Origin of the sequence: Streptomyces sp. NPDC048291, assembly GCF_043201715.1 — a bacterium.
GTDB lineage: Bacteria > Actinomycetota > Actinomycetes > Streptomycetales > Streptomycetaceae > Streptomyces.
Genome location: NZ_JBICZC010000019.1, coordinates 86,733 through 112,083, shown reverse-complemented (window position 1 = coordinate 112,083; position 25,351 = coordinate 86,733). Strand labels below are relative to the sequence as shown.

Sequence of the window (25,351 nt, the reverse complement as noted above, 5' to 3'; positions counted from 1 at the left end):
CCCCTAGCCCGCGAGGCCGCGGAAGTAGCCGTACGCGTGCAGCACCTGGAGCAGCAGGGGCAGCAGCGCGATCGCGGTGACCGTCTCCAGGAGGTCGCCGAAGTGCCCCCACACCGGCAGCAGCCGGGCCCGCGGCAGCCGCCAGGCGCCGACCAGGAGCAGCAGCGCGGCGGCCAGCAGCACCGCGAGCACCGCGGCCCGGCCGCCGGGGCCGGTGGGCGCGACCCGGACGATGAGGACGAGCCCGAGGCCGTAGGCGCCGGCCAGCACGGCGGGGACGCGTTGCAGGGTGCCGTTGGTGCCGCGGGCCCGGAGCAGGACGGCCAGGCTGAGCGAGACCGGGAGCAGCCAGCCGGCCCAGCCGGGCTCGCGGTCGGCGAGCAGCCAGAGCGCGACCGCCCACACCAGCGCGGAGGCGATGCCGATCGCGTCGAGGCAGGCGGTGGCGACGGCTACCCGGGCGGCCACGGCCTCGCCGGATTCGGGCTCGATGTCGAGCTGGAGTTCCGCGGCGTCGTGGGGGAGTTGGGGCACCCGCAGCCGGGCCGTGCGCAGGGCCAGCCGGGGGGCGAGGTGGCCGAGCACGAACAGGCCCACCGCGACCACCGCGGCGGCCTGCACACCATGCAGTCCGGTGGCCAGGGCGAGTCCCGCGCCCACCGCGGCGGCGACCGCGGTGAGCAGCACCGTGCCGGGTACGACCAGGGGCAGCGCGCCCAGTGCGAGCAGCACGCCGGCCAGCGCCACCACGTACCCGGCGGCCAGCAGCACGCCCGTGGGACCGGGGGCGAACCCGTCGGCGGGGCCTTCGCGCAGGGCCGTTCCGGCGAGCGCGGCGAAGCCGAACGCGCCGACCCCGGCGACCAGTACGCCGCCGCGGTCGGCCTCTGCGCGGGCCGCCGCCGCGCAGGCCGCGGCCAGCACCAGGGCGACCGCCCCGGCCGCCGCCGCGGTGCGCGGGCCGGGACCGGCGCCGAGCAGTGCGGCGGCCAGCGCGGCCAGCGCCAGGCAGGACAGGGCGAGACCGAGGCGCCGGGTGAGTTCGGGGCGCCAGCGGCCGGTTCCGGCGCCGACGGTGTGCGCGACGCCGTCGGAGACGTCGTCGAAGTGCAGGGCGGGCAGCGCCGCGTCGGCCGGCCGCAGGTGCAGCACGTCGCCGTCGCGCAGCCCGGCGCTCTCCGGGGTCGCCTCCGGGTCGAGGGGCTCGGCGCCGAGCGGTTGCAGCACCCAGGAGGTGCCCTCGACGCCGGGGCCGACGGCCTGGCGCAGCAGCACCGGCAGCAGGGTGGAGACCGGGGTGGTGACCGGGACGGCGAGGTCGGCCCGGCCGGCCGGTGCCTCGACGGTGAGGCGGCAGACCTCGGTGACCCGGACGGACGGCAGGGGCGTGGCGCCGCCGGCGGCGGGCGCGGTGGTGGGGCCGGCCGGGGCCGGGGCGGTGGTCATCGTGCTCCTGTGGGGACGGGCGCCGCCGACACCAGGCCGGTCTGGACGAGCTGGACGGTGCGCCGGGTGACGAGCTGGGCGCGGCCGGCGGGCAGGGTGCGTGGCTTGGCCTCGCCGATGAACTTGCCCTCCTCCTTGGGGTAGGAGAAGAGCAGCGCCGGGTTGCCCAGCTCCCACATCCGGCGGATCAGCGGGTCCATCACGGACCGCATGGCGCCGGAGGTGGAGCGGGCGACGACCAGGTGCAGCCCGATGTGCGCGCCCTGCGCGAGCAGCGGCACCAGCGGGTTCATCGGGGAGGGCGTGCCGGGCGCGCCGGCGAAGAGGTCGTAGTCGTCGACGAGGACGAACAGCAGCGGGCCGGTCCACCAGTCCCGCTTCTCCAGCTGCTCCGGGGTGACGTCGGCGCCGGGGGCCCGTTTGGCGACGGACACGGCGGCGCTGTCGGCCAGCTTGCCGAGCGCGTCGTTGTCGACGACGTAGCCGACCCGGTACTCCTCGGGCACGTCCTTGAGGAGTCCGCGGCCGGGGTCGGCCAGCAGGATCCTGGCCTCCTCCGGGCGGTAGCGGGCGGTGATGGCGCGGATGGCGAGGCGCAGGGCGTTGGTCTTGCCGGTCTCGCCGTCGCCGTAGACCAGCAGGTGCGGGGTGGTGCCGAAGTCGTGCCAGACGGGGGCGAGCCGCTGCTCGTCCCAGCCGAGGCAGAACCTGAGGTCGCGGGTGTCGGCGGGGGCGGGCAGCCGGCGGGCGTCGAGCCGGGTCGGCAGCAGCCGGACGCCGGGGGCCCGGGGGCCGGTCCAGAACGTGTCGATCTCGGCGACCGCGGCCTTGGTGGCGGCCGTCAGGTCGTCGGTGCGCGAGGAGCTGTCGAGGCGGGGCAGCGCGGACAGGAAGTGGTGTCCCGAGCCGGTCAGGCCGCGGCCCGGCCGGTGCGGGACACCGGCCGCGGCCCGGGAGCCGACCTCGGACTCCATCGAGTCGCCGAGCCGCAGTTCGAGCTTGGTGCCGAGCATGTCCCGCAGCCGGGGCCGTACTTCGGACCAGCGGACCGCGGAGGCGACGATGTGCAGGCCGAACGACAGGCCGCGCGCCGCGAGTTCCATGATCCGTTGTTCCAGGTCGTCGAAGTCCTGGCGGAGCGTGGCCCAGCCGTCGACGACGAGGAAGACGTCTCCGAACGGGTCGTCGAGGGTGCCGTCGGCGCGCAGCGCCCGGTAGGCGGCCATCGACTCGAGGCCCCGTGAGGTGAACAACTGCTCCCGCTGTTCAAGGAGTTGGGTCAGCTCCTCGACGGTGCGCAGCACCCGGTCGCGCTCCAGGCGGGTGGCCACCGAGCCCACGTGCGGCAGTCCGGCCGTGGAGACCAGACCGCCGCCGCCGAAGTCCAGGCAGTAGAACTGCACTTCGCGTGGCGTGTGGGTCAGCGCCAGCGACAGCATCAGGGTGCGCAGCAGCGTCGACTTGCCGGTCTGCGGGGCGCCCACCAGGCCGATGTGGCCGTCGGCGCCCGACAGGTCGGCGGTCAGCAGCTCGCGCAACTGCTCGAACGGCCGGTCCACCATGCCCAGCGGGACCCGCAGCGCGCCCTGCACGCGCGGGTCGGCGGCGCCCATGCCGCGCTCCGGGTCGGGCACGATGCCGGGCAGCAGCTGGTCCAGGCCCGGCGAGTCGGAGAGCGGGGAGAGCCAGACCTGCCGGGCCGGCGGGCCGCTGTCCTCCAGCCGTCCGACGAAGACCTCCAGCAGACTGTCCTCGCCGCCCTCCGGCTCCGCCGTGGCCGCCGCGCCCGGGTCGCGCAACTGCTCCTCGGCGAGCGAGACCAGCCGCGCGGCCTCCTCGGCCTCGCCTGCCGCCGCGGCCGGCCCCTGCCGGTCCAGCCCGAACGCGGTCACCTCGCGTACGACGCCCTGCCGCCCGCCCGTCTCCTCGGGACCCGGCGCCGCGGGCGCGGCCCCGGACACGTAAGCGGCCTTGAACCGGACCAGGTTGGTGGTGTCGACCTTGAGGTAGCCGTTGCCGGGCGCGGACGGCAGCTCGTAGGCGCTGGAGGTGCCGATCACGCTGCGCGACTCCATCGAGGAGAAGGTGCGCAGCGCGACCCGGTACGACAGATGTCCCTCGACCCGGTGGATCCGGGACTCGTCCAGCCGCTGGGAGGCGAGCAGCAGATGCACTCCGAGGCTGCGCCCGAGCCGCCCGATGGAGACGAACAGCTCCACGAACTCCGGCTTGCTGGCGAGCAGTTCGGAGAACTCGTCGACGATGACCAGCAGCGAGGGCAGCGGCGCCAGGGTGGCCCCGGCGGCGCGCGCCTTCTCGTACTCGTAGAGCGAGGCGTACCCGGCCTCCCGCAGCAGCTCCTGGCGGCGGATCATCTCGCCGTTGATGGAGTCCCGCATGCGGTCGACCAGGTGGAGTTCGTCGGCGAGGTTGGTGATGACGGCGGAGGTGTGCGGGAGCCGGTCCATGTTGAGGAAGGTGGCGCCGCCCTTGAAGTCCACCAGGACCAGGTTCAGGATCTCGGAGGAGTGGGTGGCGGCCAGGCCGGTGACCAGCGTGCGCAGCAGCTCGCTCTTGCCGGAGCCGGTGGCGCCGATCAGCAGCCCGTGCGGGCCCATGCCGCCCTGCGCCGACTCCTTCAGGTCCAGCTCGACGACCTCGCCGTCCTCGGTGACCCCGATCGGCACCTTCAGCCGGGCCTCCTGGGCCAGCCGCGGCCGCCACTTGGCCGCCACGTCGAAACCGCGTACGTCGCGGATGCCGAGCATGGTGGCCAGGTCGAAGTCGGACTCCAGCGGCTGGTCCACCAGGTCGACCCCGCCGCCGGTGCGCATCGGGGCGAGCGCCCGGGCCAGGTCCTCGGCCTCGACGCGGCCGAGCCGGTCGGCCCGGCCGCCGACGTTCTCCGTGCCGCTCGGGAACTCCACCCGGCCGTCGCGCACCGTCAGCCGCAGCACCTTGGGGCCGCCGGGTACCGCGCCGGTGAGGTCGAGGAGCACCACCCCGCGCATCCCGGCGCCCAGCAGCCGCGAGGCCGGCGGGAGGCGCACGCCCTGCGCGACGATCACCGTGAGCGGCTCGGCCACGCTGGGCGAGGAGGCGGGGTCGTGGTCGGGACGGTCGCGGACGTCGGGCCCGAGCAGGTCCATCAGCTCGTCGTGGTCGCCGGCGGCCAGCCGGACCGCCCCGGCCGCGTCCTCCGCCGCCGGATGGGCGTTGTGCGGCAGCCACTTGAGCCAGTCCCACTCGCGGCGCGCGGCCTCGTCGCCGAGCACCGCGACCCGCAGTTCGTCGGGGGAGTGCAGGACCGCGAGCTGGCCGAGCATCGCCCGGGCCAGGAGCAGCGCCTCGGTCGCCTCGCCGGTGAACTCGATGCTGGTGAAGCGCCCCAGGGACACCGGCACCGGCAGCAGGGGCACGGTCTGGTGGGCCTTGGTGAACCGGCGCAGCGAGATCGCGCACAGCGGTTCCAGGTCCTCCACCGGCCGGGTCTGCGGCGGCAGGAACTCCAGCGCGGCGCGCCGGGTCGCGAGACCGATGCGGACCCGGCCGAAGTCCTCGTGCCCGGGCCTGCGTTCCCACAGCCGGGGACCGGCGGCGAGCGCCCACAGGTCGCGGGGTTCGGGGTTGTCCCACAGCAGCGCGGCCCGCTGGTCGTCGGCGGCCTGCCGGGCCTGGACCCGCTTCTGGCCGAGGTAGCGCAGGTAGTCCCGGCGTTCGGCGCGCATCCGGCGGCGCCGTTCCGCGCCGGGCCGGCCGATCTGGGTCAGCGTCATGCTGACCATGGCGACGCCCATCATCCCGGTCATCATGTACATGGACGAACCGCCGCTGCCGACCGTGTACATCAGCACCATGGCCCCGGCGCCCAGGCCCATCGGCAGGTACGTCATCACGGAGCCGAAGTCGGCGGTGGCCGGTTCGCCGAGGACGGGGGGCTCGGCCAGTTCCACCTGGCCCTCGGGCATCGGGGGGCCTTCGGCACGCGGCGAGCGCTTGGCGACGACGGTGCTCAACGTGCTCTCTTCTCTGCTGCTGTTCCTGACCTGCGCGCGGTGGGATCCGCGCGTGGAGCGTAGGCACGCGGCCGTCCGCGGCCCGGTGGGGGAAGCGGATGTCCGCCCCCGCGGACGGCGAAGCCTGGCCGGAGGGGCAGCTTCGCCAAGTACACGCCAAGTTGGCGTTAAGGCGGTCCGGTGACGATCCTCGGGCGCCGCTTGGGAGCGGCGGTCCACGCCCGGAAGGAACGCAGGAACGTTGGGGATGATCTCGATCGCAGTCCTCGCCGGTGACCCGATCACCGGTGAGGGGGCCGTCTCGTGCCTGCGCAGGTACCCGGGGCTGAAGGTGGTGCCGCAGGAGGAGCACGGGGACGCGGACGTGGTGCTCGTGTTCACGCCGGACGTCACCGAGGAGACGGTGCTGCTGATGGAGTCGGTGAGCGGCCGCTCGACCAACCCCGACATGGCGTTCGTGCTGGTCACCGAGCACATCGGCGAGGCCCACCTGCTCCGGGCGATGCGGTACGGGCTGCGCGGGGTGATGTGGCGTCAGGAGTCCACGTACGACAGGGTCGTGGAGGTCGTACGCGCGGTGGCCGACGGCGGGGCCGCCCTGCCGCTCCCGGTCCAGGGCCGTCTCGTCGACCACATACAGGCGGTCCAGCGCGATGTACTGGCGCCGCTCGGGGTGACCGCGTCCGGTCTGGAGACCCGTGAGGTCGACGTGCTCCGGTTGCTGGCCGAGGGGCTGGAGACGGCGGAGATCGCCCAGAAGCTGAACTACTCCGAGCGCACCATCAAGAGCATCGTCAGCGTGATGATGAACCGCCTCGGCCTGCGCAACCGCACCCACGCGGTGGCCTTCGCCCTGCGTTCGGGAACGCTGTAGGGGGCGGGGCCGGGGGTGCGGGGTGCGGGGCCGGGGTCAGGGCCCGGGCCGGGGGCGCTTACCGGCGCTGACAGGGTGCCGCCCGCGCCCACCCGCGCCGCCTGGGGGCACCTCCCAGGCCCTTGGGGCACGGGGGGAGCCACGACTGCCCGCGGCTGGAAAGCGGCTGGAAAGCGGCTGGACGGCTGCGATGGCCGCGTGGGCGCGACCGGTCCTCACGGGCTCCCACCGGACCCCGTCGGCCCGCAGGGGAAGGGTTTCAGGTCCTGCGGGGCAGCCTCCGCGGCGAACGGCGGGCCGCCGGTCGCCGCGGCCCTAGATTCGCGCGCCGGGGAACATCGGACGCGGAGACGGGCAGGCAGACATGGGGCACACCGCAGAACAGCCGGAGACACCGGAGGAACCGGCCGTCTGGGAACGCCCATTGCCGTGGCTCCAGGAAACCGAGCCCGGGTCCGAGCCCGGGTCCGAGCCCGGGTCCGGGTCCGGGGCCGGGTCCGGGGCCGGGTCTGCGTCCGAGTCCGCTTTCGCTTCCGGGTCCGAAACGGCGTCCGGGTCAGCTTCCGGAGCCGGGCCCGAGCCTGCGTCCGGGTCAGCTTCCGGAGCCGGGTCGGGGCCTGCGTCCGGGGCCGAGTCCGGGGCTGGGGCCGCTTCTGAGGCTGGGTCTGTGTCCGGAGCGAGGTCCGGGGCTGCGTCCGGAACCGCGTCCGGGTCCGGAACCGCGTCCGGGTCCGCGTCCGGGTCCGGGTCCGGGCCCGTGCCCGCTTCCGGGCCCGCGTCCGCTTCCGGGCCCGAAACCGCGTCCAGCATCGGGTCCGCTTCCGGGGCCGCATCCGAATCCGAATCCGAATCCGCGTCCGGGGCCGGGTCCGCGAGGGCGGCCGGGTTGGCGCCCGGCTCCCCGGCGTCGGCCGCGGAAGTGGCGGCACCCGGCGGTCCCGCGGCTGCCCCGCACGGCGAGAGCGCACCCGCACCGGACCGCACGGCTACGCCGACGTCCGCGCCCGCGGCGGCGACGGTGGCCGAGGTCGGTCCGGCCGGTGGTCCCGGAGGGCTGTTCCGGTCGCCCGAGGTGCGGCCGGACCAGCGCGGGGCACGGGACGAGGCGGGCTCCGGGCAGGCCCGGCCGGAGCGCGGTGCGCGGGTCGTCGGAGCCGTGGTCGCCGCCTGCGCCCTGCTGGTCCTCGGACTCGGCAGCGCCGCGTTCATGGCGCTGCCGAACGACGACGACCCCGCCCCCCGCGCCGCCGCCGTCGGTGACGGCACCGTGCCCCAGCTCGCCGAGGGCGGCTCGGCAGGGCTCACCGGCTCCCCCTCCGCGACGGGGAAGGGCAGCGGCCGTCCGCCGCACGACCCGAAGGGCACCAAGCCCGGCACGGCCAAGGGCGCGCACACCACGGGGGATTCCTCCTCGGCGGCGGACTCCACCGCTCCGGACAAGGCGACCGGCACCAACGCGGCCCACGGCGCGGGCACCGGAGGCACCGGAGGCAGCGGAACCACCGGAACCAAGGCGACCAGCAAGCCGGCGTCCAAGCCGGCCGCCACCCACGCCGCCTCCTCGACCACCGCGGCCGGTGACACGATCGTCGGCTACGACTCCTCGAAGTGCGTCGAGGTGAGCGCCCACGCCGGCACCGACGGCTCCCCCCTGCGACTGTGGGGCTGCGACGGGGACGCCTGGCAGAAGTGGGTCTTCCGGTCCGACGGCAGCGTCCGCTCCATGGGCCTGTGCCTCGACATCGCCGACGCCTCCCAGGACAACGGGGCGGCCGTCCAGCTGGCGACCTGCAACGGCGGCTGGGCCCAGAAGTTCAACCTCAACAGCTCCCACGACCTGGTCAACACGGTGATCGGCAAGTGCGTGGACGCCAAGGACGCGGGCACCGGCAACGGCACCCGGCTCCAGCTGTGGGACTGCACCGGGGCGTCCAACCAGAAGTGGCACCTGGGCTGATTCCGGGCCACGGCCGCGTCACCCCCGGGGCGCCCGGCCGTCCAGGGCCGACCGGGCCGCCTCGACCAGGTGCCCGGAGCCCCACTGCCGGGCCACGTGCTCGGCGCTGCTGAACTGCCGCCGCGCCTCCGCCTCGTCACCGAGCAGCCGGTACAGCTCGCCCAGGGAGTGGGCGAACGGGCGGGTGGCGAAGGAGACGCTGGCCGCGCCGGCAAGCTGGGTGCCCAGCGGCAGCAGCAGCGGGAGCAACTCGGTGGCGGTGGTCGTGTCGCCCAGCAGGAAGGCCAGTTCGGCCCGGAGGGACAGGGCGATGCCGTACAGGTGGTCGGGTACGAGGGGCACGGCGGCGGCGCTGCGCCGGCCGAGCGCGCGGGCCTCCTCGTGCTCGCCCTGCCGGGCGAGGACCACCCCCAGGGCGAGCTCGGCGGTGGGCTCGGGCTCGCGGAGCAGGTCCCGCAGCAGCGGTTCGGCCTGCCGGGGGCTGCCCTGCCCGAGCCGTACGGTCGTCAGCCCCAGGACGTGCACGAAGTCGCCGTACGGCGATCCGCGGGACCGCAACCGCTTGCGCACCTCCGTGTAACCGGCCTCCGCCTCGGCGAAGCGGCCCTCGACATGGGCCAGCATGGCCAGCGTGGTCAGGTTGATGGCCTCCGCCTCCACCAGCCGGTGCCGCCGGGCGACGGTGCGTCCCTCGCCGGTGTGCCGGCGGACCCGGGCCACGTCGTTGCGGGCGCCGGCGGCCATGGCCCCGATGTGCTCGCGCACCCAGGTGTTGGCGGGCAGGTCGTGCGCGTACCCGAGCACCCGCAGTTCGGTCGCCAGCGCGGCACGGCGGTCCGGGTACCGGTCGGGCAGGACGGCGGAGGCCACGTTCAGCGCGGAGGAGAGCAGCAGCGGATCCCCGACGGCCCGGGCGACGGCCAGCCGCCGCGCCACCTCCGTCCCCCACTCCGTCCCCCACCCCGTCCCCGAATCCGCACCCCACTCCGCACGGCCGTCGCCGCCCACCGCGCCGTCGGCCCCATCGCGCACCCTGCCGTCGGCCCCGCCGCCCACCCCGCCGCTCACCCGGTCGGCCGCCTCGCCGCCCGTCCCGCCGCCCGCCGCACCGTGCGGCAGGACGCCGAGGACGGACGGGTCCAGGTCGGCGCGGGCGGTCAGCCGGTCCACGAACGTATCGAGCGCTGCCGGGTCGACGAGCCCCCAAGGGCCGCTCAGCGCCCCGCCCGCGGCCGGATTCGGGCCGGTCCACGTGTCGAGGGCCGCCGCTGCCAGCTCGTCGTGACCCACGTCCTCGGCCGCCGCCAGGGCGCGCTGCCGGGTGTGCCGCGCCGCCACGATGGCCCCGGCCCGTATCTCGGCCCGCAGCAGCCGCCCGAGCAGCGCGACCAGCCGTCCGGCCGCGCCCTCGGCGGTGCCGCCGTCCGCGCTGCCCGCGGGGACCAGCGCGAAGGACTCGATCGCCTGTGTGAGCAGTTCGACGGCGGTGTCGTGCGCGTAGCGCCGCTCGGCGAGGTCGGCCGCGCCCAGCGAGTACTCGACGGCGAGCGGCGCCGTCTGCGCGTTCGCTGCTCGGGCGAAATGGTGGGCGAGCGCCGCCAGATCGTCCGGACGGCGCCGCTTCAGAACCTCCGCCAGACGGGCGTGCAGCCGCGCCCGCCGCACCCCGGCCAGGTCGGTGTAGAGGGTGTCGCGGACCAGCGCGTGCGCGAACCGCACCACATCGGGTGCGGGTTCGGTCAGCAGCCCGGCCGCGACGGCCGCCGCGACGGCGGCGCGCACCTCGGGTTCGCCGTGCCGGTCGGGGGCCGCGGCCTCGACGAGCACCCCGACCTCGGTCTCCCGGCCCACCACCGAGGCGAGCTGGAGGACGGCCGACGCTCCCGCGGGCAACTGCCGCAGCCGCCGCCGCAGCACATCGCGTACGCCCTGCGGCACCTCGGAGACCGCCACCAGGGCACCCTCGCTGGCCAGCAGCCGGGCGCTCTCCCGGACGTAGAACGGGTTGCCCCCGGTGCGCTCGGCGAGCGCGGAGACGATCGCCGTGTCGACGGGCGCCCCGCACACCGCGCCGACCAGGGTGTCCACGTCCGGCAGCGGCAGCCCGCCGAGCGCCAGCCGGCGGGGCGAGCGGTGGGCGAGTTCGGCGAGGGTCTTGGACAGCCGGTCCGTCGCGTCGGCCGGGCGGTACGCGGCGATGGCCAGCACCGGAGATCCGACCAGCTCGGCGGTGCGCTCCAGCAGGGCCAGGGTCTCGCCGTCCGCCCGGTGCAGGTCGTCGACGACGACCGCCAGCGGTGCGTCCGCGGCGGCCTCCCGCAGCCAGGCGGCGAACGCCCGGTGCAGCCGGAACCGCCCGGCCGACGCGGCTCCGACGTCCGGGCCCGGGAGCCCGGCGCCCCCCGGACCGTCCCCGTCCCCGTGCCCGTCTCCTTCCCCTTCGCCGTAGCCGGCGGCCTCCTGGAGCAGGGCGCCGAGTGCGTCCGGGTCGGCGGGTGGCACCCGGCGGGCGAGCGCGCCGAGCGCCTCCACCCAGGCCCAGGCGGAGGGGGCGCCGTCGAACTCGGGGCAGCGGCCGACCACCACGGTCCAGCCCTGTTCCCGCAACCGCCTGCCGTACCGGCCGAGGAGCGCCGACTTGCCCGCGCCCGCCTCCCCGGTCACCAGGACGACGCCACCGGCCTGCCGGGCGTCGCGCGCGACCTCGTCCAGAACCCGCAGTTCGTCGTCCCGGCCCACGAACAGGTCCTCGGCCGGCGGGACGACCACCGCCGTGGCCGCGGCCCCCGCGAACGGCACGGCCGGTACGACCGGCTGCCGCTCCGGCTCCGAGGTCGACGGCACTGACGGCACTGACGGCACTGACGGCACTGACGGCACTGACGGCACCGACGGCACTGACGGCACCGACGCGCGCAGGATCTCGGTCCGCCCCGTCAGCAGGGCCTTCTCCAGCTCGGTCAGGGCGTCGCCCAGTCCCAGGCCGAGTTCGTCGGCCAGGACGGCGGACGCGCGCCGCAGCTCGGCTAGCGCGTCCGCGCGGCGCCCGCCGGCCCACAGCCCGAGGGCCAGCAGCCGCCAGCCCTCCTCGCGCAGCGGGTGTTCCCGCACGAGCGCCTCGGCCGCCGGCACCCCCTCCGCCGGAGCCCCGGACGCGAGGATCGCGCCCACCGCCGCTTCCCTTGCCGTCAGGTGGAGTTCACCCAGCCGGGCCGCCTCGACGGCCGCCCACTCCTCGTCGGCCCACTCGGCGTACGCCGTGCCGTGCCACCACCCGACGGCCTCTTCGAGCAGGCGCCGGACCTCGGCCGGAGCGGCCGTACGGGCCCGCCGCACCGCCGCCTCGAAGCGCCAGGCGTCGACCGCGTCCTCGGGCAGCCGTACCGCGTACCCGGACGAGGTGCTGACCAGGACACCGGCGGGGGCGCGGGGCGCCCGGTCCGGTTCCAGCGCGCGCCGCAGGTTCGACACGTAGACGTGCAGGGAGGCGGCGGCCTTCTCCGGGGGCCGGTCCCGCCACAGGTGTCCGATCAGCCGGCCCGCGGGCACCACACGGCCGCGGTTCGCGAGCAGGAGGGCGAGGACCGCACGTTGCCGGGGGCTTCCCAGGTTGACCGGTGCGCCGTCGATGTCGGCACCGATCGGACCCAGGACCTGAACACGAAGCATGGGTCGGCGCATGGGTCGGCAATGTACCGCGCCGCCGTTTCGCCTCCGCGGCGCTTAGGCGCGTGGCGGAGGAGCACCGGCGGGCGAACGCCGGGCCGGGCCCCGCCTCCGGCCCGGCTGTGGCCCGTCTCTGGCCCGGCTGTGGCGCGGTCGCGGCTCGGCTGCGGCGCGGTTGTGCCGGAATGTGCCGGTTCGAAAAAAGGTCAATCAAATCCTTTCCAAAGCCACCGCAAGGCGAGTCCATTTCTGGAGCACCGGAGTATCTGCGGCAACATCCTGGTGAACAATGTGTGTTGCTCGTCAAGGTCAGGTGTCGCCGTCGGCTGGATGGGGTGAGGGACATGGCGGAGCCGAGGCTCGCTGTTGCCGTGGTGACCATGGGGAACCGGCCCGACGAAGTCGACGCCCTGCTCGGGTCCGTGGCCAAGCAGGACCTCGCCCCCGACCGCATCGTGATCGTCGGCAACGGCTGCCGGCTGCCCGAGTTCGCCCACCGCCTGGACCTGCCCGGCGAGGTCACCACCCTCGACGTCGAGGACAACCTCGGCTGCCCCGGCGGCCGCAACGTCGCCCTCGCCGCCCTGCGCGCCTTCGGTGACGTGGACGTCGTCGTCGAACTGGACGACGACGGCCTGCTCGTCGACGTCGAGGTGTTCCGGCAGGTACGGGATCTGTTCGCCGCCGACCCCCGCCTCGGCATCGTCGGCTTCCGTATCGCGGACGAGCGCGGTGTGACCCAGCGGCGGCACGTGCCGCGCGTCGGCAACGCCGACCCCATGCGCGGGGGTTACGTCACCGGTTTCCTCGGCGGCGGCCACGCCCTGAGCATGGCCATGCTCGCCGAGACCGGCGACTGGCCCGCCGAGTTCTTCTTCGCGCACGAGGAGACCGACCTCGCCTGGCGGGCCGCCGACGCCGGCTGGCGGATCCTCTACGCGCCCGAGCTGCTCCTCCAGCACCCCCGGACCTCGCCCGCCCGGCACGCCGTCTACTTCCGGGTCACCGCCCGTAACCGCGTCTGGCTGACCCGCCGTCGGCTGCCTCTGCCGCTGATCCCGGTCCACCTCGGCGTCTGGATACTGATCACGCTCCTGCGCACCCGTTCGACGGGCGGCCTGCGGGCCTGGTTCGCGGGCTTCGCCGAGGGGCTGCGCGAGCCGGCCGGGGAGCGCCGCCCGATGCGCTGGCGCACGGTCTGGCGGCTCACGAGGCTCGGGCGTCCGCCCGTCGTCTGACCCTGAGTCCGCCCCCGAGTTGGCCCCGAGTCCGCTCCGAAGGCGGGACGAGGGTCCCGGTCGATCACCTCCGTCGACCGGAACCCTCTCGCGTCCCCGGACCCCGGTCTGCGGCGGCACTCCCCCGAGTCACGCGATCCACGCGTGCGCCGTCGGACCCGGTCCGATGTGAAGATCACATCAGGGCTCGCCAACGGATCGCTAACATGTGGCCAGCGGTTCTCCCGGAGGACGCCAACCGGTTGGCGTGAAGCCGCCGTACGACTCCGGGGACAGGCCGGAAACCCTGCGGATTCCGGCTCCGACCGGCACAGACAAGGTGGCGCGAAGTCATCCCCCAGGGGTTGCGATTCCGCCAGGATCAAGGGCCGGCGGGCACCTCCGCCGTGCGGGGAGGCGAGGGGCGGAGTGATGCGGCGGCACGAGCTGCGGTTCGGACTGCTGGGACCTCCGGTTCTCTACGACGCGGGCGACGTGCGCCCCATCGGCAGCCCCAAGGTGCGCGCGCTGCTCGCCGCGCTGCTCCTTGAGGCCGGGCGGGTCGTCTCCGTCGGGTCGCTGCGGGAGGCGCTGTGGGGCGGGGCGCCCCCGGTGTCGGCGCGCGCCTCGCTGCACAACCACGTCACCCGGCTGCGCCGGCTCCTCGACGACCCGGAGCGGCTGCGGGCCGTACCGCCCGGATATCTGCTCAGGGTCGACGACGGTGAACTGGACGTCGACGTGTTCGACGCCCGGGTGGCCCGGGCGCGCGCGGCGCACGGGCGGCGGGAGTGGACGCCGGTGCTGCGCGCCTCGGCCGACGCGCTCGATCTCTGGCGTGGCGGCCCGCTCGGCGGCCTCCCCGCCGAACTCGGCGGCTTCGCCTTCGTGCAGCGCCTGGAGGAGGCCCGGCTGCTGCTCCTGGAATGGCGCTACGACGCGGAGCTCGCCCTCGGCGGACCCCGGCTGGGCGGCGTCGTACCGGAGTTGGCCGCGCTCGTCGCGGAGCACCCGCTCCGCGAGACCTATCACCGCCAGCTGATGCTCGCCCTGCACCACGGCGGCCGGCAGGCGGAGGCCCTCGCCGTCCACCGCGACCTGCGCAACCGCCTGCGAGAGGAACTCGGCATCGAGCCGGGCCCGGCGGTCCGCCGGGCCCATGTGGAGGTGCTGCGGGGGAGCGCCGCGGTGGGGGAGACAGCGCCGACGTCCGAGGACGGCTCGGGTGGTGGGGCGGGTCCGGGCGCGCCGGGGCGGTTCGCGCAGTTCCCCGCGCCCCCGAGAAACGCGTCGCCGAACCGCCAGACGAATGCCGAAGGCACCGATGAGCGGGCGGGGTCGCTTGCTCGCGCCCGTGACGATGAATGGCCGGGGTCGCCTGCTCGGGCCCGTGACGATGAACGGGCGGAGCCGCCCGCCCGGACGCAGGCCGAACCCGCCGCTCCTGGTTCTACGCGCGGCGACTCGCTGTCCCCCCGCCCCGCCCAACTCCCCCCGCCCCCGGCCCACTTCACGGGTCGCACCGCCCTGCGCGACGAACTGACCCGCGCTCTCACTCTCACGCTCACTCTCACCGGCATCCGACCACCCGCAGCCGCCGACGGCGGTTCCGCCCCACAGGGGCCACCCGCACCCGACGACGAAACCGTCACGGGTGGTGCGGGTGGGAACACAAGGGCCGAAGGCGAAGCCGAGGCCACGGCCGCCCCCACCCTCGCCGTGCTCAGCGGCATGGCCGGCGTCGGCAAGAGCGCGCTCGCGCTGCACGTGGCGCACCAGCTGCGGGATCGTTTCCCCGACGGCCAGCTCTACGTCAACCTGCACGGCGCCACCCCCGGCATGCCCCCGCTCGCCCCCGGCCAGGCGCTCGCCGCGCTGCTGCGGGACCTCGGCGCCGATCCCCGGCACATCCCCGAACACCCGGACGCGGCCGCCGCTCTGCTGCGCTCGCTGCTGGCGCCGACCCGCACCCTGCTGCTCCTCGACGACGCCGCGAACGCCGCCCAGGTGCGGCCGTTGCTCCCCGGCGGCCCCGGCTGCGCGGTGATCGTCACCAGCCGTTCGCCGCTCACCGCGCTCGACGGCGCCCACCGCTTCCCGCTCGGGCCGCTGACCGGCGAGGACAGCGCGGCACTGTTGCGCGCGGTCAGCGGGCGTACGGAGATCGACGCCGGTCACCCGCTCGTCGGCCTCACCGGACGGCTCCCGCTCGCCCTGCGCGTCGTGGCCGCCCGGCTGGCCGCCCGCCGCGCGCTCACCCCCGAGGTGCTGGCCGGTCAACTGGCCGCCACCGAGGACAGGCTGCACCACCTCGAATACGACGACCTCAGCGTCCGGCGGTCCCTCGCCGTGGCCCATGACGCCCTCGACGGCTCCGACCACGCCCCCGACCGCGACGCCGCCCTGGTCCTGCGCCGCCTCGGCGCCCTCGACCTGCCCGCCTACGGCGCCCCGCTGATCGCCCGGCTCACCGGCACCGACGAGCGCCGCGCCGAGGCCGCCCTGGACCGCCTGGTCGACGTAGCCCTCCTGGAGGAGACCGCGTACGGCCGCTACACCCCGCACGACCTGGTACGGGACTTCGCCCGCGAGCTTGCCGACGCCGGCCCGGACGGTCCCGTCGGCCCCGACGACAGCGGTCGTACCGACGACAGCGGTCGTACCGGCGGCACCGCCCGCGCCGAGGCCGCGCTCACCGCCCTGCGCTGGTTCGCCGCCGTCGCCGAGCGCGCCCTTCTCGCGATCCTCGAACCGGGACTCGACCGGGGCGACCGCCGCCGGCCCACCACCGCCCAGCCCCCCGAACACCAGCCGTACACCGCCGCCCTGCCGTCCTTCGCCTGCGCCGAGCACGCCTTCGCCTGGGGCGACATGGAGCTGGAGAACATCGTCGCCCTGGTGGAGCGGTACGCCGACACCGCCGACGCGCGGACCAGCGCCTATCTCGCCACGCTCGTCCGGCTCCTCTACCCCTACCTGCTGCGCGGCGGCCGGGTCGCCGAGATGGAGGTGCTCGGCACCGCGGCCCTGGCCGCCGCCCGGCGCCTCGGCGACGAGCCGGCCGAGGCCTACGCCCTGGGCGACCTCGCAGGGCTGCGCTTCCTCACCGGCCGCCAGCGGGAGGCGCTCGCCCTGACCGACGCGGCGCTGGTCCTGTGGCGGCGGCTGGGCGTGGTGTCCTGGATCCGACGCGGCCTGAACAACCGGGGGCTGCTCCTCGAGGGGCTCGGCCGGTACGAGGAGTCGGGCGAGGCGCTGCGGCAGAGCCTGGACCACTCCCGGCAGCTGAACGACCCCTACGGCGAGGCCGTCACCCACAGCCATCTCGGCAACCTCTACGAGCACACCGACCCGCGCGCCGCCATCGAGCAGCACCGGCGCTCCCTCGCGATCGGGGACGCGATCGGCGCCGTCATCCTGCGGCACTCGGCGCACTGCAACATCGGCTACGCCCATCTCCGCCTCGGCGAACCCGGTGCCGCCGCCGTGCACTTCGAGGAGAGCCTGCGCATCCTCGGCGGCCACGGCGACTGGCACGGCGAGTCCCAGACCCGGCTCGGTCTGGTCCGCGCACTGCGCGCCCTCGGCCGGACCGACCGGGCCCACCACGAGTGCGCCGAACTCCTGCGCCGCGCCGACGCCCGAGCGGACCGCTACAGCGGCGGTCTGGCCCGCCACCAACTCGGTCTGCTCCTGCGCGAGCAGGGGCGCACCGGCGAGGCGTACGACTCCTGGCGCACGGCGCTCACCGCCCTGGACGGCACGGACGAGCCGGACGTCCTCGCCGAACTGCGCGTCCTGCTGGCCTCCGGCGACCGATCCGACCCATCCGACCGATCCGAGTGATCACTTCGCGTCGGCGTAGCACTCCACCACCGCCGTCGTGAACGGGAACCGCACCGGTGTCTGCCCGAACGTCAGCCGTCCGGCCAGGTCGGCTGCCTCCCGTATGGCCGTCACAACCGTCTCGGTCTCCTCCTCGGGGCAGTGCACGATCACTTCGTCGTGCTGGAAGAAGACCAGCTCGGCAGCCAGGTCCGCGCAGGTCCGGCGCAGCGCCGCGAGCATCAGCAGGGCCCAGTCGGCGGCGCTGCCCTGAACCACGAAGTTGCGCGCGAAGCGGCCTCTGGCCCGGGAGTTGGTGGAGGCGTACCCCGGCACCCAGCCCTCGGCGGCCTGCTCCTCCGGCTCCTCCTGGGGCATCCCCGCCTCCTCGGTGCCGTCGCCCGCGCCGGTCGCCGGCGGACAGGTGCGGCCCAGCCAGGTGCGCACGAGCCGGCCCTCCTCGCCCGCCCGCGCCGCCTCGTCGACGTACGCCACCGCCTTCGGGAAACGGCGTCTGAGCGCGGCCAGGTTCTTCAGTCCGTCGCCCGAGGTCTGGCCGTAGACCGCGCCGAGGACGGCGAGCTTGGCCTGCGCGCGGTCGCCGGCGAAGGCGCGGTCGGAGACGGACTGGTAGAGGTCGCTCTCCCGCCCGGCGACCTCCATCAGCCCGGGGTCACGGGAGATCGCCGCCAGCACGCGCGGTTCCATCTGGTCGGCGTCGGCCACGACCAGCCGCCAGCCGGGGTCGGCGACCGCGGCCCGCCGGATCACCTTGGGGATCTGCAGGGCGCCCCCGCCGTTGGTCACCCAGCGCCCGGTGACCGTACCTCCGGCGTGGAACTCGGGCCGGAAACGGCCCTCGCGCACCCAGTCCTGGAGCCAGGTCCAGCCGTGCGCCACCCAGATCCGGTACAGCTTCTTGTACTCCAGGAGCGGTTCCACCGCCGGGTGGTCGACGGTCGAGAGCTCCCAGCGGCGGGTGGACTTCACCTTGATCCCGGCCTGGGCGAAGGCCTTGATCACATCGGCAGGCAGGTCCGGGCGCACCCGCCTGCCGAACGCGGCCGACACCTCGTCGGCCAGCTCGGCCAGCCGGCGCGGCTCACCGCCGCCCGCGTACCGCTCGCCGAGCAGTTCGCGCAGCACCTCGCGGTGGACCTCGGCGCTCCAGGGCACGCCCGCGCCGTTCATCTCGGCGGCGATCAGCATCCCGGCCGACTCGGCGGCGGTCAGCAGCCGCATCCGGTCCGGGTGTTCGGCCCGGTCGTGCCGGCGCTGCTGCTCGGCGTAGACCGCGAGGAGTTCGTCGAGCGTCAGGCGGGCGGAGCCCTGCGGCTCGAACAGCGGGGACTGCGCGCCCGGCTCGGCCGCGCGCTGCGGCGGGTCGGGCGGTACGGGACCGCCGCGGAGGCGGGCCAGGGCGGCGGCGGCCGAGCGCGGCTCGCCGGAGCGTCCCTCGTGGCCCAGCAGTAGTGTCTCGGCGTCCTCGATGTCGTAGCACCGCTCTACTCGCACCCCCGTGGCGAGCAGACGCGGGTAGACCTCGGCGGTCGACCGCCACACCCAGCGCGTTACCTCCGGGCGGTCCCTGACCGCCCCGGCGAGATCGGGCTCCCGCCGCACCGGTCCGGCGGGCAGCCCGTCCGGACCGAGGGGGGCGACGTCAACGCCACCGTCCTCGGCCGGAGCGAGAGCCCACCGGTCGGTCATGCTGCGAGTGTGGCACCCACCACTGACAATCGCCCTGACCTGCGATTTCAGCGCTCCGAAGGTCTTTTCAGCCCGCCTCGCCCCCCTTCGGCTCGTCCACCGCCTTCTCCGCCGCGCCCGCCGCCTCCGCCGCGTTCTTCTTCTGTTCCAGCAGCAGCCCGAGCACCTTGGCGATGTACTCCTCGGTCGCCGGCTTGGTGATGCCCAGTCCGCTGAGTACGCCGTCGCCGTTCTCGTGTTCGAGGAGGGCCAGCAGCAGGTGTTCGGTGCCGATGTAGTTGTGGCCGAGGCGGAGGGCCTCGCGGAAGGTGAGTTCGAGGGCCTTCTTGGCCTCCGGGCCGTAGGGGACGAGGTCGGGGACGTCCTCCGAGGCCGGCGGGAGCGCGGCCGTGGCCGTCTGGCGCACGGTGTCGAGCAGGACGCCCTGCGCGAGGATCGCCTTCGCCGCGATGCCGTCCGGTTCGGCCAGCAGGCCGAGGACCAGGTGCTCGGGGCGGCCCTCCGGGTTGCGTGCGGCGACCGCTTCGTTGTGGGCCGCCATCACCACGTTCCGCGCGCGCGGGGTGTAGCGGTCGAAGCCCTGGTTCGGGTCGAGGGCGGCGGACTCCTTCGGCACGAAGCGCTTCTGGGCCGCCTGCCGGGTGACGCCCATGCTCTTGCCGATGTCGGTCCAGGACGCGCCCGAGCGCCGGGCCTGGTCGACGAAGTGGCCGATCAGGTGGTCGGCCACGTCGCCCAGGTGGTCGGCGGCGATGACCGCGTCCTGGAGCTGGTCGAGGGGTTCGGGGTGCACCTTCTTGATCGCCGCGATGAGGTCGTCGAGGCGCACGGATGCCGTGATGTTCGGGTCGGTTGCCATATGTCAACCGTAGGTTGACACCCACCACCTGTCAACCGTCGGTTGACACTTCGCTCGCCGGGGGCCGGGAGTTGTCCACAGGGTGTGGACGGCCACCGACCGCTGTCGGCACCCCATGGCACGATCGACACGTGACCAGCAGCCAGCCCAGCACCGTCGACCGAGCCTTCCAGAGCGCCCTGTACGACAACACCGACTCCGGCCTCGACACGGGCGCGTCCCTCCTCGCGGCCGACTCCGGTGCCGACGCGGAACTGGGAAACCGGGGCCGGGAGTTCGTCGCGGCGGCCTGGCGGCGCGGCTGGCAGCCCGCCGACGTCGTACGGCTGGTGCGGCGCGAGCTGGACGAGCCGCATCTCCGGCTCGCCGCCGGGCTGATCAGGGCGCAGGCGCCGGACGACCAGCCGCGCGGCCCCCGCTGGCGGGCGCAGCTCGACGCGCTGCCGGAGGCGGACGGCCACGCACGCGTGGGCGACCGTTTCTCGCACGCCACCGCCGTCCTGGAGCTCTACCGCCTGCTGTTGCGACTGCCCGCCCTGGAGCCCCTCGACGAGCCCCGGCCGGCCGCGACCGCGCACCGCCCGCAGTCCCGCATGCTCACCCGGATCCGCGCGCTGCTCGCCAAGGCCGAGGCGACCGGCTTTCCGGAGGAGGCGGAGGCGCTCAGCGCCAAGGCACAGGAACTGATGGCCCGGCACAGCGTGGACGAGGCGCTGCTCGCCGCGGGGGCGCCCGCGCCGGACGCGCCGGGTGCCTGCCGGATCGGCGTCGAGCCGCCGTACGAGCAGGCCAAGGCGGTGCTCCTGGACGCGGTCGCCACGGCCAACCACTGCCGCGCGGTGTGGAACGAGCCGCTGGCGTTCTCCACGGTCGTCGGCTTCGAGGCGGATCTGGAGGTGGTCGAGCTGCTCCACACCTCGCTGCTGGTGCAGGCCACGCACGCGATGGCGAAGGCGGAGGCGGCGCAGCGGGCGGGTGGCCGCAAGCGTACGAAGACCTTCCGCCAGTCCTTCCTGGCGGCCTACGCCCACCGCGTCGGCGACCGCCTCAGAGCGGCGGCCCAGTCGGCCGTGGCCGACACCGAGTCCCCCCGGGACCTGCTCCCGGTCCTGGCCACCAGGGAACTGGCCGTGACCGACCGCCTGGACCAGATGTTCCCCGCCACCACCACGACCCGCCTCCGCGCCGTCACCGACGAGGCCGGCTGGACAGAAGGCACCAGAGCAGCCAACCAGGCCCAGGTCCACTCCCACCCCCAACTCCCCTGAACCACACCCCCTGCCCCTCCAGCAACACGGGGAACCGCGCGAGCCCCCCACCGCCGGTCAGCCCAAACACGACCGTGTCCCCCCGCCCCTCCAGGAGCGCGGGGAACTGCGCAAGACCCCCCCCACCGGCGGTGAGCCAAAACACGACCGTGACCGCCCGCCCCTCCAGGGGCGCGGGGAACTGCGCAAGACCCCCCCCACCGGCGGTGAGCCAACACACAACTGTGACTGCCCGCCCCTCCAGGGGCGCGGGGAACTGCGCAAAAATCCCCCACCGGCGGTCAGCCAACACACGACCGTGACCGCCCGCCCCTCCAGGGGCGCGGGGAACTGCGCGAGAACCCCCACCCCCCGTCGGCCGAAACGTGACCGCACCGCCCCCCGAATCAGTCCCCCGCCTGCTGAAACGCCCCCACCGCAGCGTTCGGCTTGTCGGCCGCCCCCTTGCCCGCCACCGCCCCGTACTTCCACGGGAAGCTCTCCGTCGCGTCGCTCCCCGGCAGGGACACCGTCAGCGAACTGGCCGCAAGGCTCGCCTGGTCGCCGTCCTTGCCGCGCACGTAGCTGATCGAGAACGTCGCGGAGTCCCCCTTGGCCAGCGTGAGCTTGTCGCTCTTCGCGCCCGACTGCGCGGCGACCGCCGCCGCCGTACCGCCCGCCTTCAGCGTGACGCCGGCGAAGCCGTCCAGCGTGCACGGCGCGCTCTGGTTGGTGAGGCTCACCGGCACCTCGCCGGTGTCCCCCGCGGCCGGCGCCACGCTCACGGAGCCGACCTGGACGGAGACCTTGCCGATCTGGCAGGCCGAGCTGTTCTTGCCGCTGGAACCCGAGCCGCTGCCATTGCAGGCGGTCAGGGCAAGGGCGGCGGCGACGGCGGTGACGGTGAGCGGAATGGCGCGCATGTGCAGATCCCCATCGAGGTCGTGACGGTGTCCCAGCATCATCACGCCCCGGCCCGGGCCCCGCGCGCCCGCCCCCGTCTCCGACCGTTTCCCGGCGGGTTCCCGCCACCCGCGCGGGCCGTCGGGAACCCGCCGGGAAACGGTCGGACAGGGCTTTACCGGGCCCTACTGCCCAAGGCTCGCCGTCGCCAGCCCCGACGGCAGCTTGCCGCCCTCGGCCCTGGTGTAGGTCTCCTCGCCCGATTTTCCGGACCAGGTGACCTTCATGCCGCTCTTGCTGACCGAGTCCACCATTCCGGTGACCCGGTCCTTGCTGCCGTTCGTGCAGGTGAGATGGATCATCCGCATCCCGGCCTCCTCACCCGCGGTCCCGCTGCACACGGCCCCGCCGGTCTCGAAGAGCCCGGCCTCCTTGCCGGTGACGACCAGCGCGACGATCTTGCCGCCGCTCGTGGTGATCCAGCTGCCCTGCAGCGCGTCGGACGAGGTCGCGGAGCCGTCCGAACCGGCCGAGGCGGTGGCGCCGGCGGACGCCGTGCCCGACGGGGTGGCCGAGGAGCCGCTGTCGGACCCGCCGCCCCCGCTGCACGCGGTGAGCGCGAGCGCGCCCACCAGCCCCGCGGCGGCGGCCGCGATCCGCAGGGCCGGCCGCGTGGCCACCGTGGCGGACGCGCCGCGCCCCACAGCCTCAGCCTCAGCCGTGACCGCAGCCGTAGCCGTAGCCGTGACCGAAGCCGCAGCCGTCTCCGTGCGCGTCGTACCCGTACCCGTACTCGCCGTAGCCGTGGTCACCGCAACGCTCCCGAGCTCTAGGGGGTCGGCCGCCCGGCCGCCCGGACGACAGCGGCAAGCTACCAGCACTCACCAGGAGGACTTGCGTACGCCGGGTAGGTATCCGCTGTGGGCCTGGTCGCGCAGATTCACCCGGGGCAGGCCGAACGCACGGAAGTAGCCGCGCGGCCGGCCGTCCACCTGGTCCCGGTTGCGCACGCGCGTGGCGCTGGCGTCGCGCGGCTGCCCGCGCAGCTCACGCGCGGCGGCGATACGCTCCGCCGCGGTCGAGGACGGCCGCCGGAGGATCTCCTTCAGCTCGGCCCTGCGGGCGGCGTACCGCGCGACGACCTCGCGCCGCCGCTCGTTCTTCGCGATCTTGCTCTTCTTCGCCATATCGGTGCCCCGCCCCCGTCAGACCTTCACGCCCCGCGCGCGGATGCGCGCCACGGCCGCCTCGACACCGATCGTGTCGACGGTCTTCACGGCACGGACGCTCAGCCGGAGCCGTACGTGCCTGTTCTCGCTGGGCAGCCAGTAGCGCCGGGTCTGGATGTTGGGGTCGAAGCGGCGGGAGGTCCGCCGGTGGGAGTGGGAGATCCGGTTGCCGAAGCCGGGCTGGGCGCCGGTCAGCATGCAGTGGGCGGACATGGTGACGTACCTCTCTCGCGGGGGAGTCCCCGAAGCTAGTGCTAATGGGATTCATTTTCAGTAAGGTACCAGTCATGGCACGCAACGAACTCCGGCCGGTGATCAGACTCCGGTCCACCGCAGGGACCGGCTACACCTACGTGACCCGCAAGAACCGCCGCAACGACCCGGACCGCATGACCCTGCGCAAGTTCGACCCGGTCGCGGGACGGCATGTCGACTTCCGAGAGGAGCGCTGAACCGCCGCCATGCGCAAGGGAATCCACCCCGCCTACGGGCCCGTCGTCTTCCGTGACCGGGCCGCGAACCACGCCTTCCTCACCCGCTCGACGCTGGCGGGCGCGGAGGGGACCGGCAAGACGATCGAGTGGGAGGACGGCCGGACCTACCCGGTGGTCGATGTCGAGATCTCGAACGTCAGCCACCCCTTCCACACCGGCACCGCCCGCGTCCTGGACACCGCCGGGCGCGTGGAGCGCTTCGAGCGCCGGTACGGAAGGCAGGGCTGATGCCCCCCGGAGCCCCGCTCCCCGTGGTGATCGTCGGCGGGCTGCACGCCGACGCCCGCAGGCGGGCCGTCGCCCGGCTGCTCGCCGACGTCCCGGGCAGCGCCGTACTCCACCACGACCTCGCCATGGCCGCCGAGGGCACGGTCGTGCGGACGGTCCGGGACGCCCGCGGCCTGCTGTCCAGTGCCGAGACGCCCTTGGTCGACGACTGCGCGTGCTGCGCCCTGCGCGAGGACCTGGTGCCCGAGCTGCGGCGGCTCGCCGCCGACGGCGCCACCCGGCTCGCGATCGTCGAGCTGTGGGACTCCGTCGAGCCCAAGGCGATGACCGAGGTCGTCGTCGCCGGCGGGCTCACCGTCACCGGCGTGATCACCGCCGTCGACCCGGCCCTCCTGCTGCCCTGCCTCGGCAACGGCGACGACCTCGCCGACGCCGGGCTCGCCGCGGCGGCCACCGACCGGCGCACGGTCGCCGACACCTTCGCCCGGCAGCTGGAGTACGCCCCCGTCCTGGCCGTCCTCGACTCGCCGGAGGCCGACGACGAGGACCGCGAGCTGCTCGCGCAGCTCCATCCGACAGCCCGCCAGGTCCCCCTCCCGGGCGGCCACCCCGGGGGCCTGGCGGGCGCCGCGGGCGCGCTGGCCCGGGCCGCGCTCGCCGGTTTCGACGTCGAGGCGGCGGCGGCCGCCCAGCATCCGGCGTGTGCGCTGCTCCCCGCCGAGGCCGACGGCCACGGCGTCGCCACGCTGGTCTGGCGGCACAGGCGGCCGTTCCACCCGGGGCGGCTGTACGCCGCCCTGGAGGACCTGACCTGCGCGGCCGCCCGCAGCCGGGGCCGGTTCTGGCTCGCCGACAAGCCCGACGTGCTGCTCCACTGGGACGCGGCGGGCGGCGCCCTGTGCGTGGAGAGCGCGGGACCGTGGCTCGCCTCCCTCCCGGACGCCGCCTGGGAGCTGGTCCCGCCGGTGCGCCGGGCCGCCGCCGCGCTCGACTGGCACCCGGAGCACGGCGACCGCTGCCAGCACCTGGTCTTCACGTCCCCCGGGCTCGACGGCGACGGGCTCGAACGGCTGCTGGAGTCCTGCCTGCTGACCGACGCCGAGTACGCCGCCGGGCGCGCCGCCTGGCTGCGGCTGCCGCCCGCCTTCGACGCCCTTCTGGAGGTCTGACCCGATGCCCCGCCCCCGCAGGACCGACCGCGGCCCGGTGAAGGACCGGCCCAACCCGCTGGACCTGGCCGGCGTGACGTACATCGACTACAAGGACACCGACCTGCTGCGGAAGTTCGTCTCCGACCGCGGCAGGATCCGCAGCCGCCGCGTCACCCGCGTCTCCGCCCGGCAGCAGCGGCTGCTGGCCAGGGCGATCAAGAACGCGCGCGAGATGGCACTGCTGCCGTACGGAACCACGCGATGACGCGTCGTGTTTCGGTCGTTGTAGCCGAGCCGGTGTGGCCGAGCCGCTGTGGCCCGGTCCGCGTAGCCCGATCGTCGTAACCCGATCGGCGTAGCCCGACGGGGACGTCGCAGAGGCCGGTGCGCGGGCCGTCGCAGGCCCGCGCACCGGCCTCTTTCGCGTCGTCTACGTGCAGGTTCTCGCCTACGACAGGCAGCGGACGCCGTCCGTCCGGTGGTCCGATCCCGTTCCGGCCAATCTCGCTCACCGGACCGTCACAAGGGC

18 protein-coding genes are annotated in these 25,351 nt (G+C 74.9%); 9 read left to right on the top strand and 9 right to left on the bottom strand.

Going from position 1 to position 25,351, the window contains the following annotated elements; all coding sequences use genetic code 11:
• Positions 1–3: 3 nt before the first annotated feature.
• Together eccD and eccCa are read right to left on the bottom strand one after the other, a co-directional pair.
• The gene (gene eccD / locus ACGF5O_RS42290) at positions 4–1,446 is read right to left on the bottom strand and encodes a type VII secretion integral membrane protein EccD (RefSeq protein WP_393815260.1); all 1,443 of its coding nucleotides are present in this window, start codon (positions 1,444–1,446) and stop codon (positions 4–6) included.
• On the bottom strand, positions 1,443–5,462 hold the full coding sequence (eccCa, locus tag ACGF5O_RS42285; RefSeq protein ID WP_393815259.1) for a type VII secretion protein EccCa: 4,020 nt from the start codon (positions 5,460–5,462) through the stop codon (positions 1,443–1,445). Before eccCa ends, eccD begins: the two co-directional genes overlap by 4 nt.
• Before the next feature lie 247 nt (positions 5,463–5,709).
• Between eccCa and ACGF5O_RS42280 the strand changes: the two genes are divergently transcribed.
• Positions 5,710–6,336, top strand: coding sequence for a response regulator transcription factor (locus ACGF5O_RS42280; RefSeq protein ID WP_393815258.1), 627 nt, complete (start codon positions 5,710–5,712; stop codon positions 6,334–6,336).
• A gap of 919 nt (positions 6,337–7,255) precedes the next feature.
• Positions 7,256–8,293 carry a ricin-type beta-trefoil lectin domain protein gene (locus ACGF5O_RS42275; RefSeq protein ID WP_393815257.1) on the top strand — a complete coding sequence of 346 codons (1,038 nt, stop codon included), beginning with the start codon at positions 7,256–7,258 and terminating at the stop codon, positions 8,291–8,293.
• An 18-nt stretch (positions 8,294–8,311) separates the two neighbouring features.
• Here the strand turns inward: ACGF5O_RS42275 and ACGF5O_RS42270 are convergent, their stop codons facing one another.
• A complete protein-coding gene (locus ACGF5O_RS42270; protein WP_393815256.1) occupies positions 8,312–11,974 on the bottom strand; it encodes a BTAD domain-containing putative transcriptional regulator in 3,663 nt (1,220 codons plus the stop codon).
• Positions 11,975–12,303: 329 nt separating this feature from the next.
• Here ACGF5O_RS42270 and ACGF5O_RS42265 point away from each other — a divergent pair, with 329 nt between their 5' ends.
• Both ACGF5O_RS42265 and ACGF5O_RS42260 read left to right on the top strand, forming a co-directional pair.
• The gene (locus tag ACGF5O_RS42265) at positions 12,304–13,197 is read left to right on the top strand and encodes a glycosyltransferase family 2 protein (protein ID WP_393815255.1); all 894 of its coding nucleotides are present in this window, start codon (positions 12,304–12,306) and stop codon (positions 13,195–13,197) included.
• Positions 13,198–13,608: 411 nt separating this feature from the next.
• Positions 13,609–17,022, top strand: coding sequence for a BTAD domain-containing putative transcriptional regulator (locus ACGF5O_RS42260; RefSeq protein ID WP_393815254.1), 3,414 nt, complete (start codon positions 13,609–13,611; stop codon positions 17,020–17,022).
• Here the strand turns inward: ACGF5O_RS42260 and ACGF5O_RS42255 are convergent, their stop codons facing one another.
• On the bottom strand, positions 17,023–18,711 hold the full coding sequence (locus ACGF5O_RS42255; protein WP_393815253.1) for a bifunctional 3'-5' exonuclease/DNA polymerase: 1,689 nt from the start codon (positions 18,709–18,711) through the stop codon (positions 17,023–17,025).
• Between the two features lie 67 nt (positions 18,712–18,778).
• Positions 18,779–19,570, bottom strand: coding sequence for a Clp protease N-terminal domain-containing protein (locus ACGF5O_RS42250; protein ID WP_393815252.1), 792 nt, complete (start codon positions 19,568–19,570; stop codon positions 18,779–18,781).
• A gap of 131 nt (positions 19,571–19,701) precedes the next feature.
• Here ACGF5O_RS42250 and ACGF5O_RS42245 point away from each other — a divergent pair, with 131 nt between their 5' ends.
• Entirely contained in the window at positions 19,702–20,838 is a 1,137-nt protein-coding gene (locus ACGF5O_RS42245; protein WP_393815251.1) for a DUF2786 domain-containing protein, read from the top strand.
• A 386-nt stretch (positions 20,839–21,224) separates the two neighbouring features.
• Here ACGF5O_RS42245 and ACGF5O_RS42240 read toward each other — a convergent pair whose 3' ends face one another.
• From ACGF5O_RS42240 to rpmB, 4 genes are all read right to left on the bottom strand, one after another.
• On the bottom strand, positions 21,225–21,740 hold the full coding sequence (locus ACGF5O_RS42240) for a DUF4232 domain-containing protein (RefSeq protein WP_393815250.1): 516 nt from the start codon (positions 21,738–21,740) through the stop codon (positions 21,225–21,227).
• A gap of 165 nt (positions 21,741–21,905) precedes the next feature.
• The gene (locus tag ACGF5O_RS42235; RefSeq protein ID WP_393815249.1) at positions 21,906–22,424 is read right to left on the bottom strand and encodes a hypothetical protein; all 519 of its coding nucleotides are present in this window, start codon (positions 22,422–22,424) and stop codon (positions 21,906–21,908) included.
• A gap of 177 nt (positions 22,425–22,601) precedes the next feature.
• A complete protein-coding gene (gene rpsN / locus ACGF5O_RS42230) occupies positions 22,602–22,907 on the bottom strand; it encodes a 30S ribosomal protein S14 (protein WP_393815248.1) in 306 nt (101 codons plus the stop codon).
• A gap of 18 nt (positions 22,908–22,925) precedes the next feature.
• The gene (rpmB, locus tag ACGF5O_RS42225; protein ID WP_393815247.1) at positions 22,926–23,162 is read right to left on the bottom strand and encodes a 50S ribosomal protein L28; all 237 of its coding nucleotides are present in this window, start codon (positions 23,160–23,162) and stop codon (positions 22,926–22,928) included.
• A gap of 74 nt (positions 23,163–23,236) precedes the next feature.
• Between rpmB and rpmG the strand changes: the two genes are divergently transcribed.
• Genes rpmG through rpsR form a run of 4 tightly spaced genes read left to right on the top strand, consistent with a single transcriptional unit; the run spans position 23,237 to position 25,087 of the window.
• Positions 23,237–23,401, top strand: coding sequence for a 50S ribosomal protein L33 (gene rpmG, locus ACGF5O_RS42220; RefSeq protein WP_217556043.1), 165 nt, complete (start codon positions 23,237–23,239; stop codon positions 23,399–23,401).
• Positions 23,402–23,410: 9 nt separating this feature from the next.
• Complete coding sequence (locus ACGF5O_RS42215; protein ID WP_393815246.1) at positions 23,411–23,671, top strand: type B 50S ribosomal protein L31; 261 nt, start codon at positions 23,411–23,413, stop codon at positions 23,669–23,671.
• Positions 23,671–24,840, top strand: coding sequence for a CobW family GTP-binding protein (locus tag ACGF5O_RS42210; protein ID WP_393815245.1), 1,170 nt, complete (start codon positions 23,671–23,673; stop codon positions 24,838–24,840). Before ACGF5O_RS42215 ends, ACGF5O_RS42210 begins: the two co-directional genes overlap by 1 nt.
• 4 nt (positions 24,841–24,844) lie before the next feature.
• Positions 24,845–25,087 (top strand): 30S ribosomal protein S18, encoded by a 243-nt coding sequence (gene rpsR, locus ACGF5O_RS42205; protein WP_393815244.1) that lies wholly within the window; start codon positions 24,845–24,847, stop codon positions 25,085–25,087.
• Positions 25,088–25,351 lie beyond the last annotated feature (264 nt).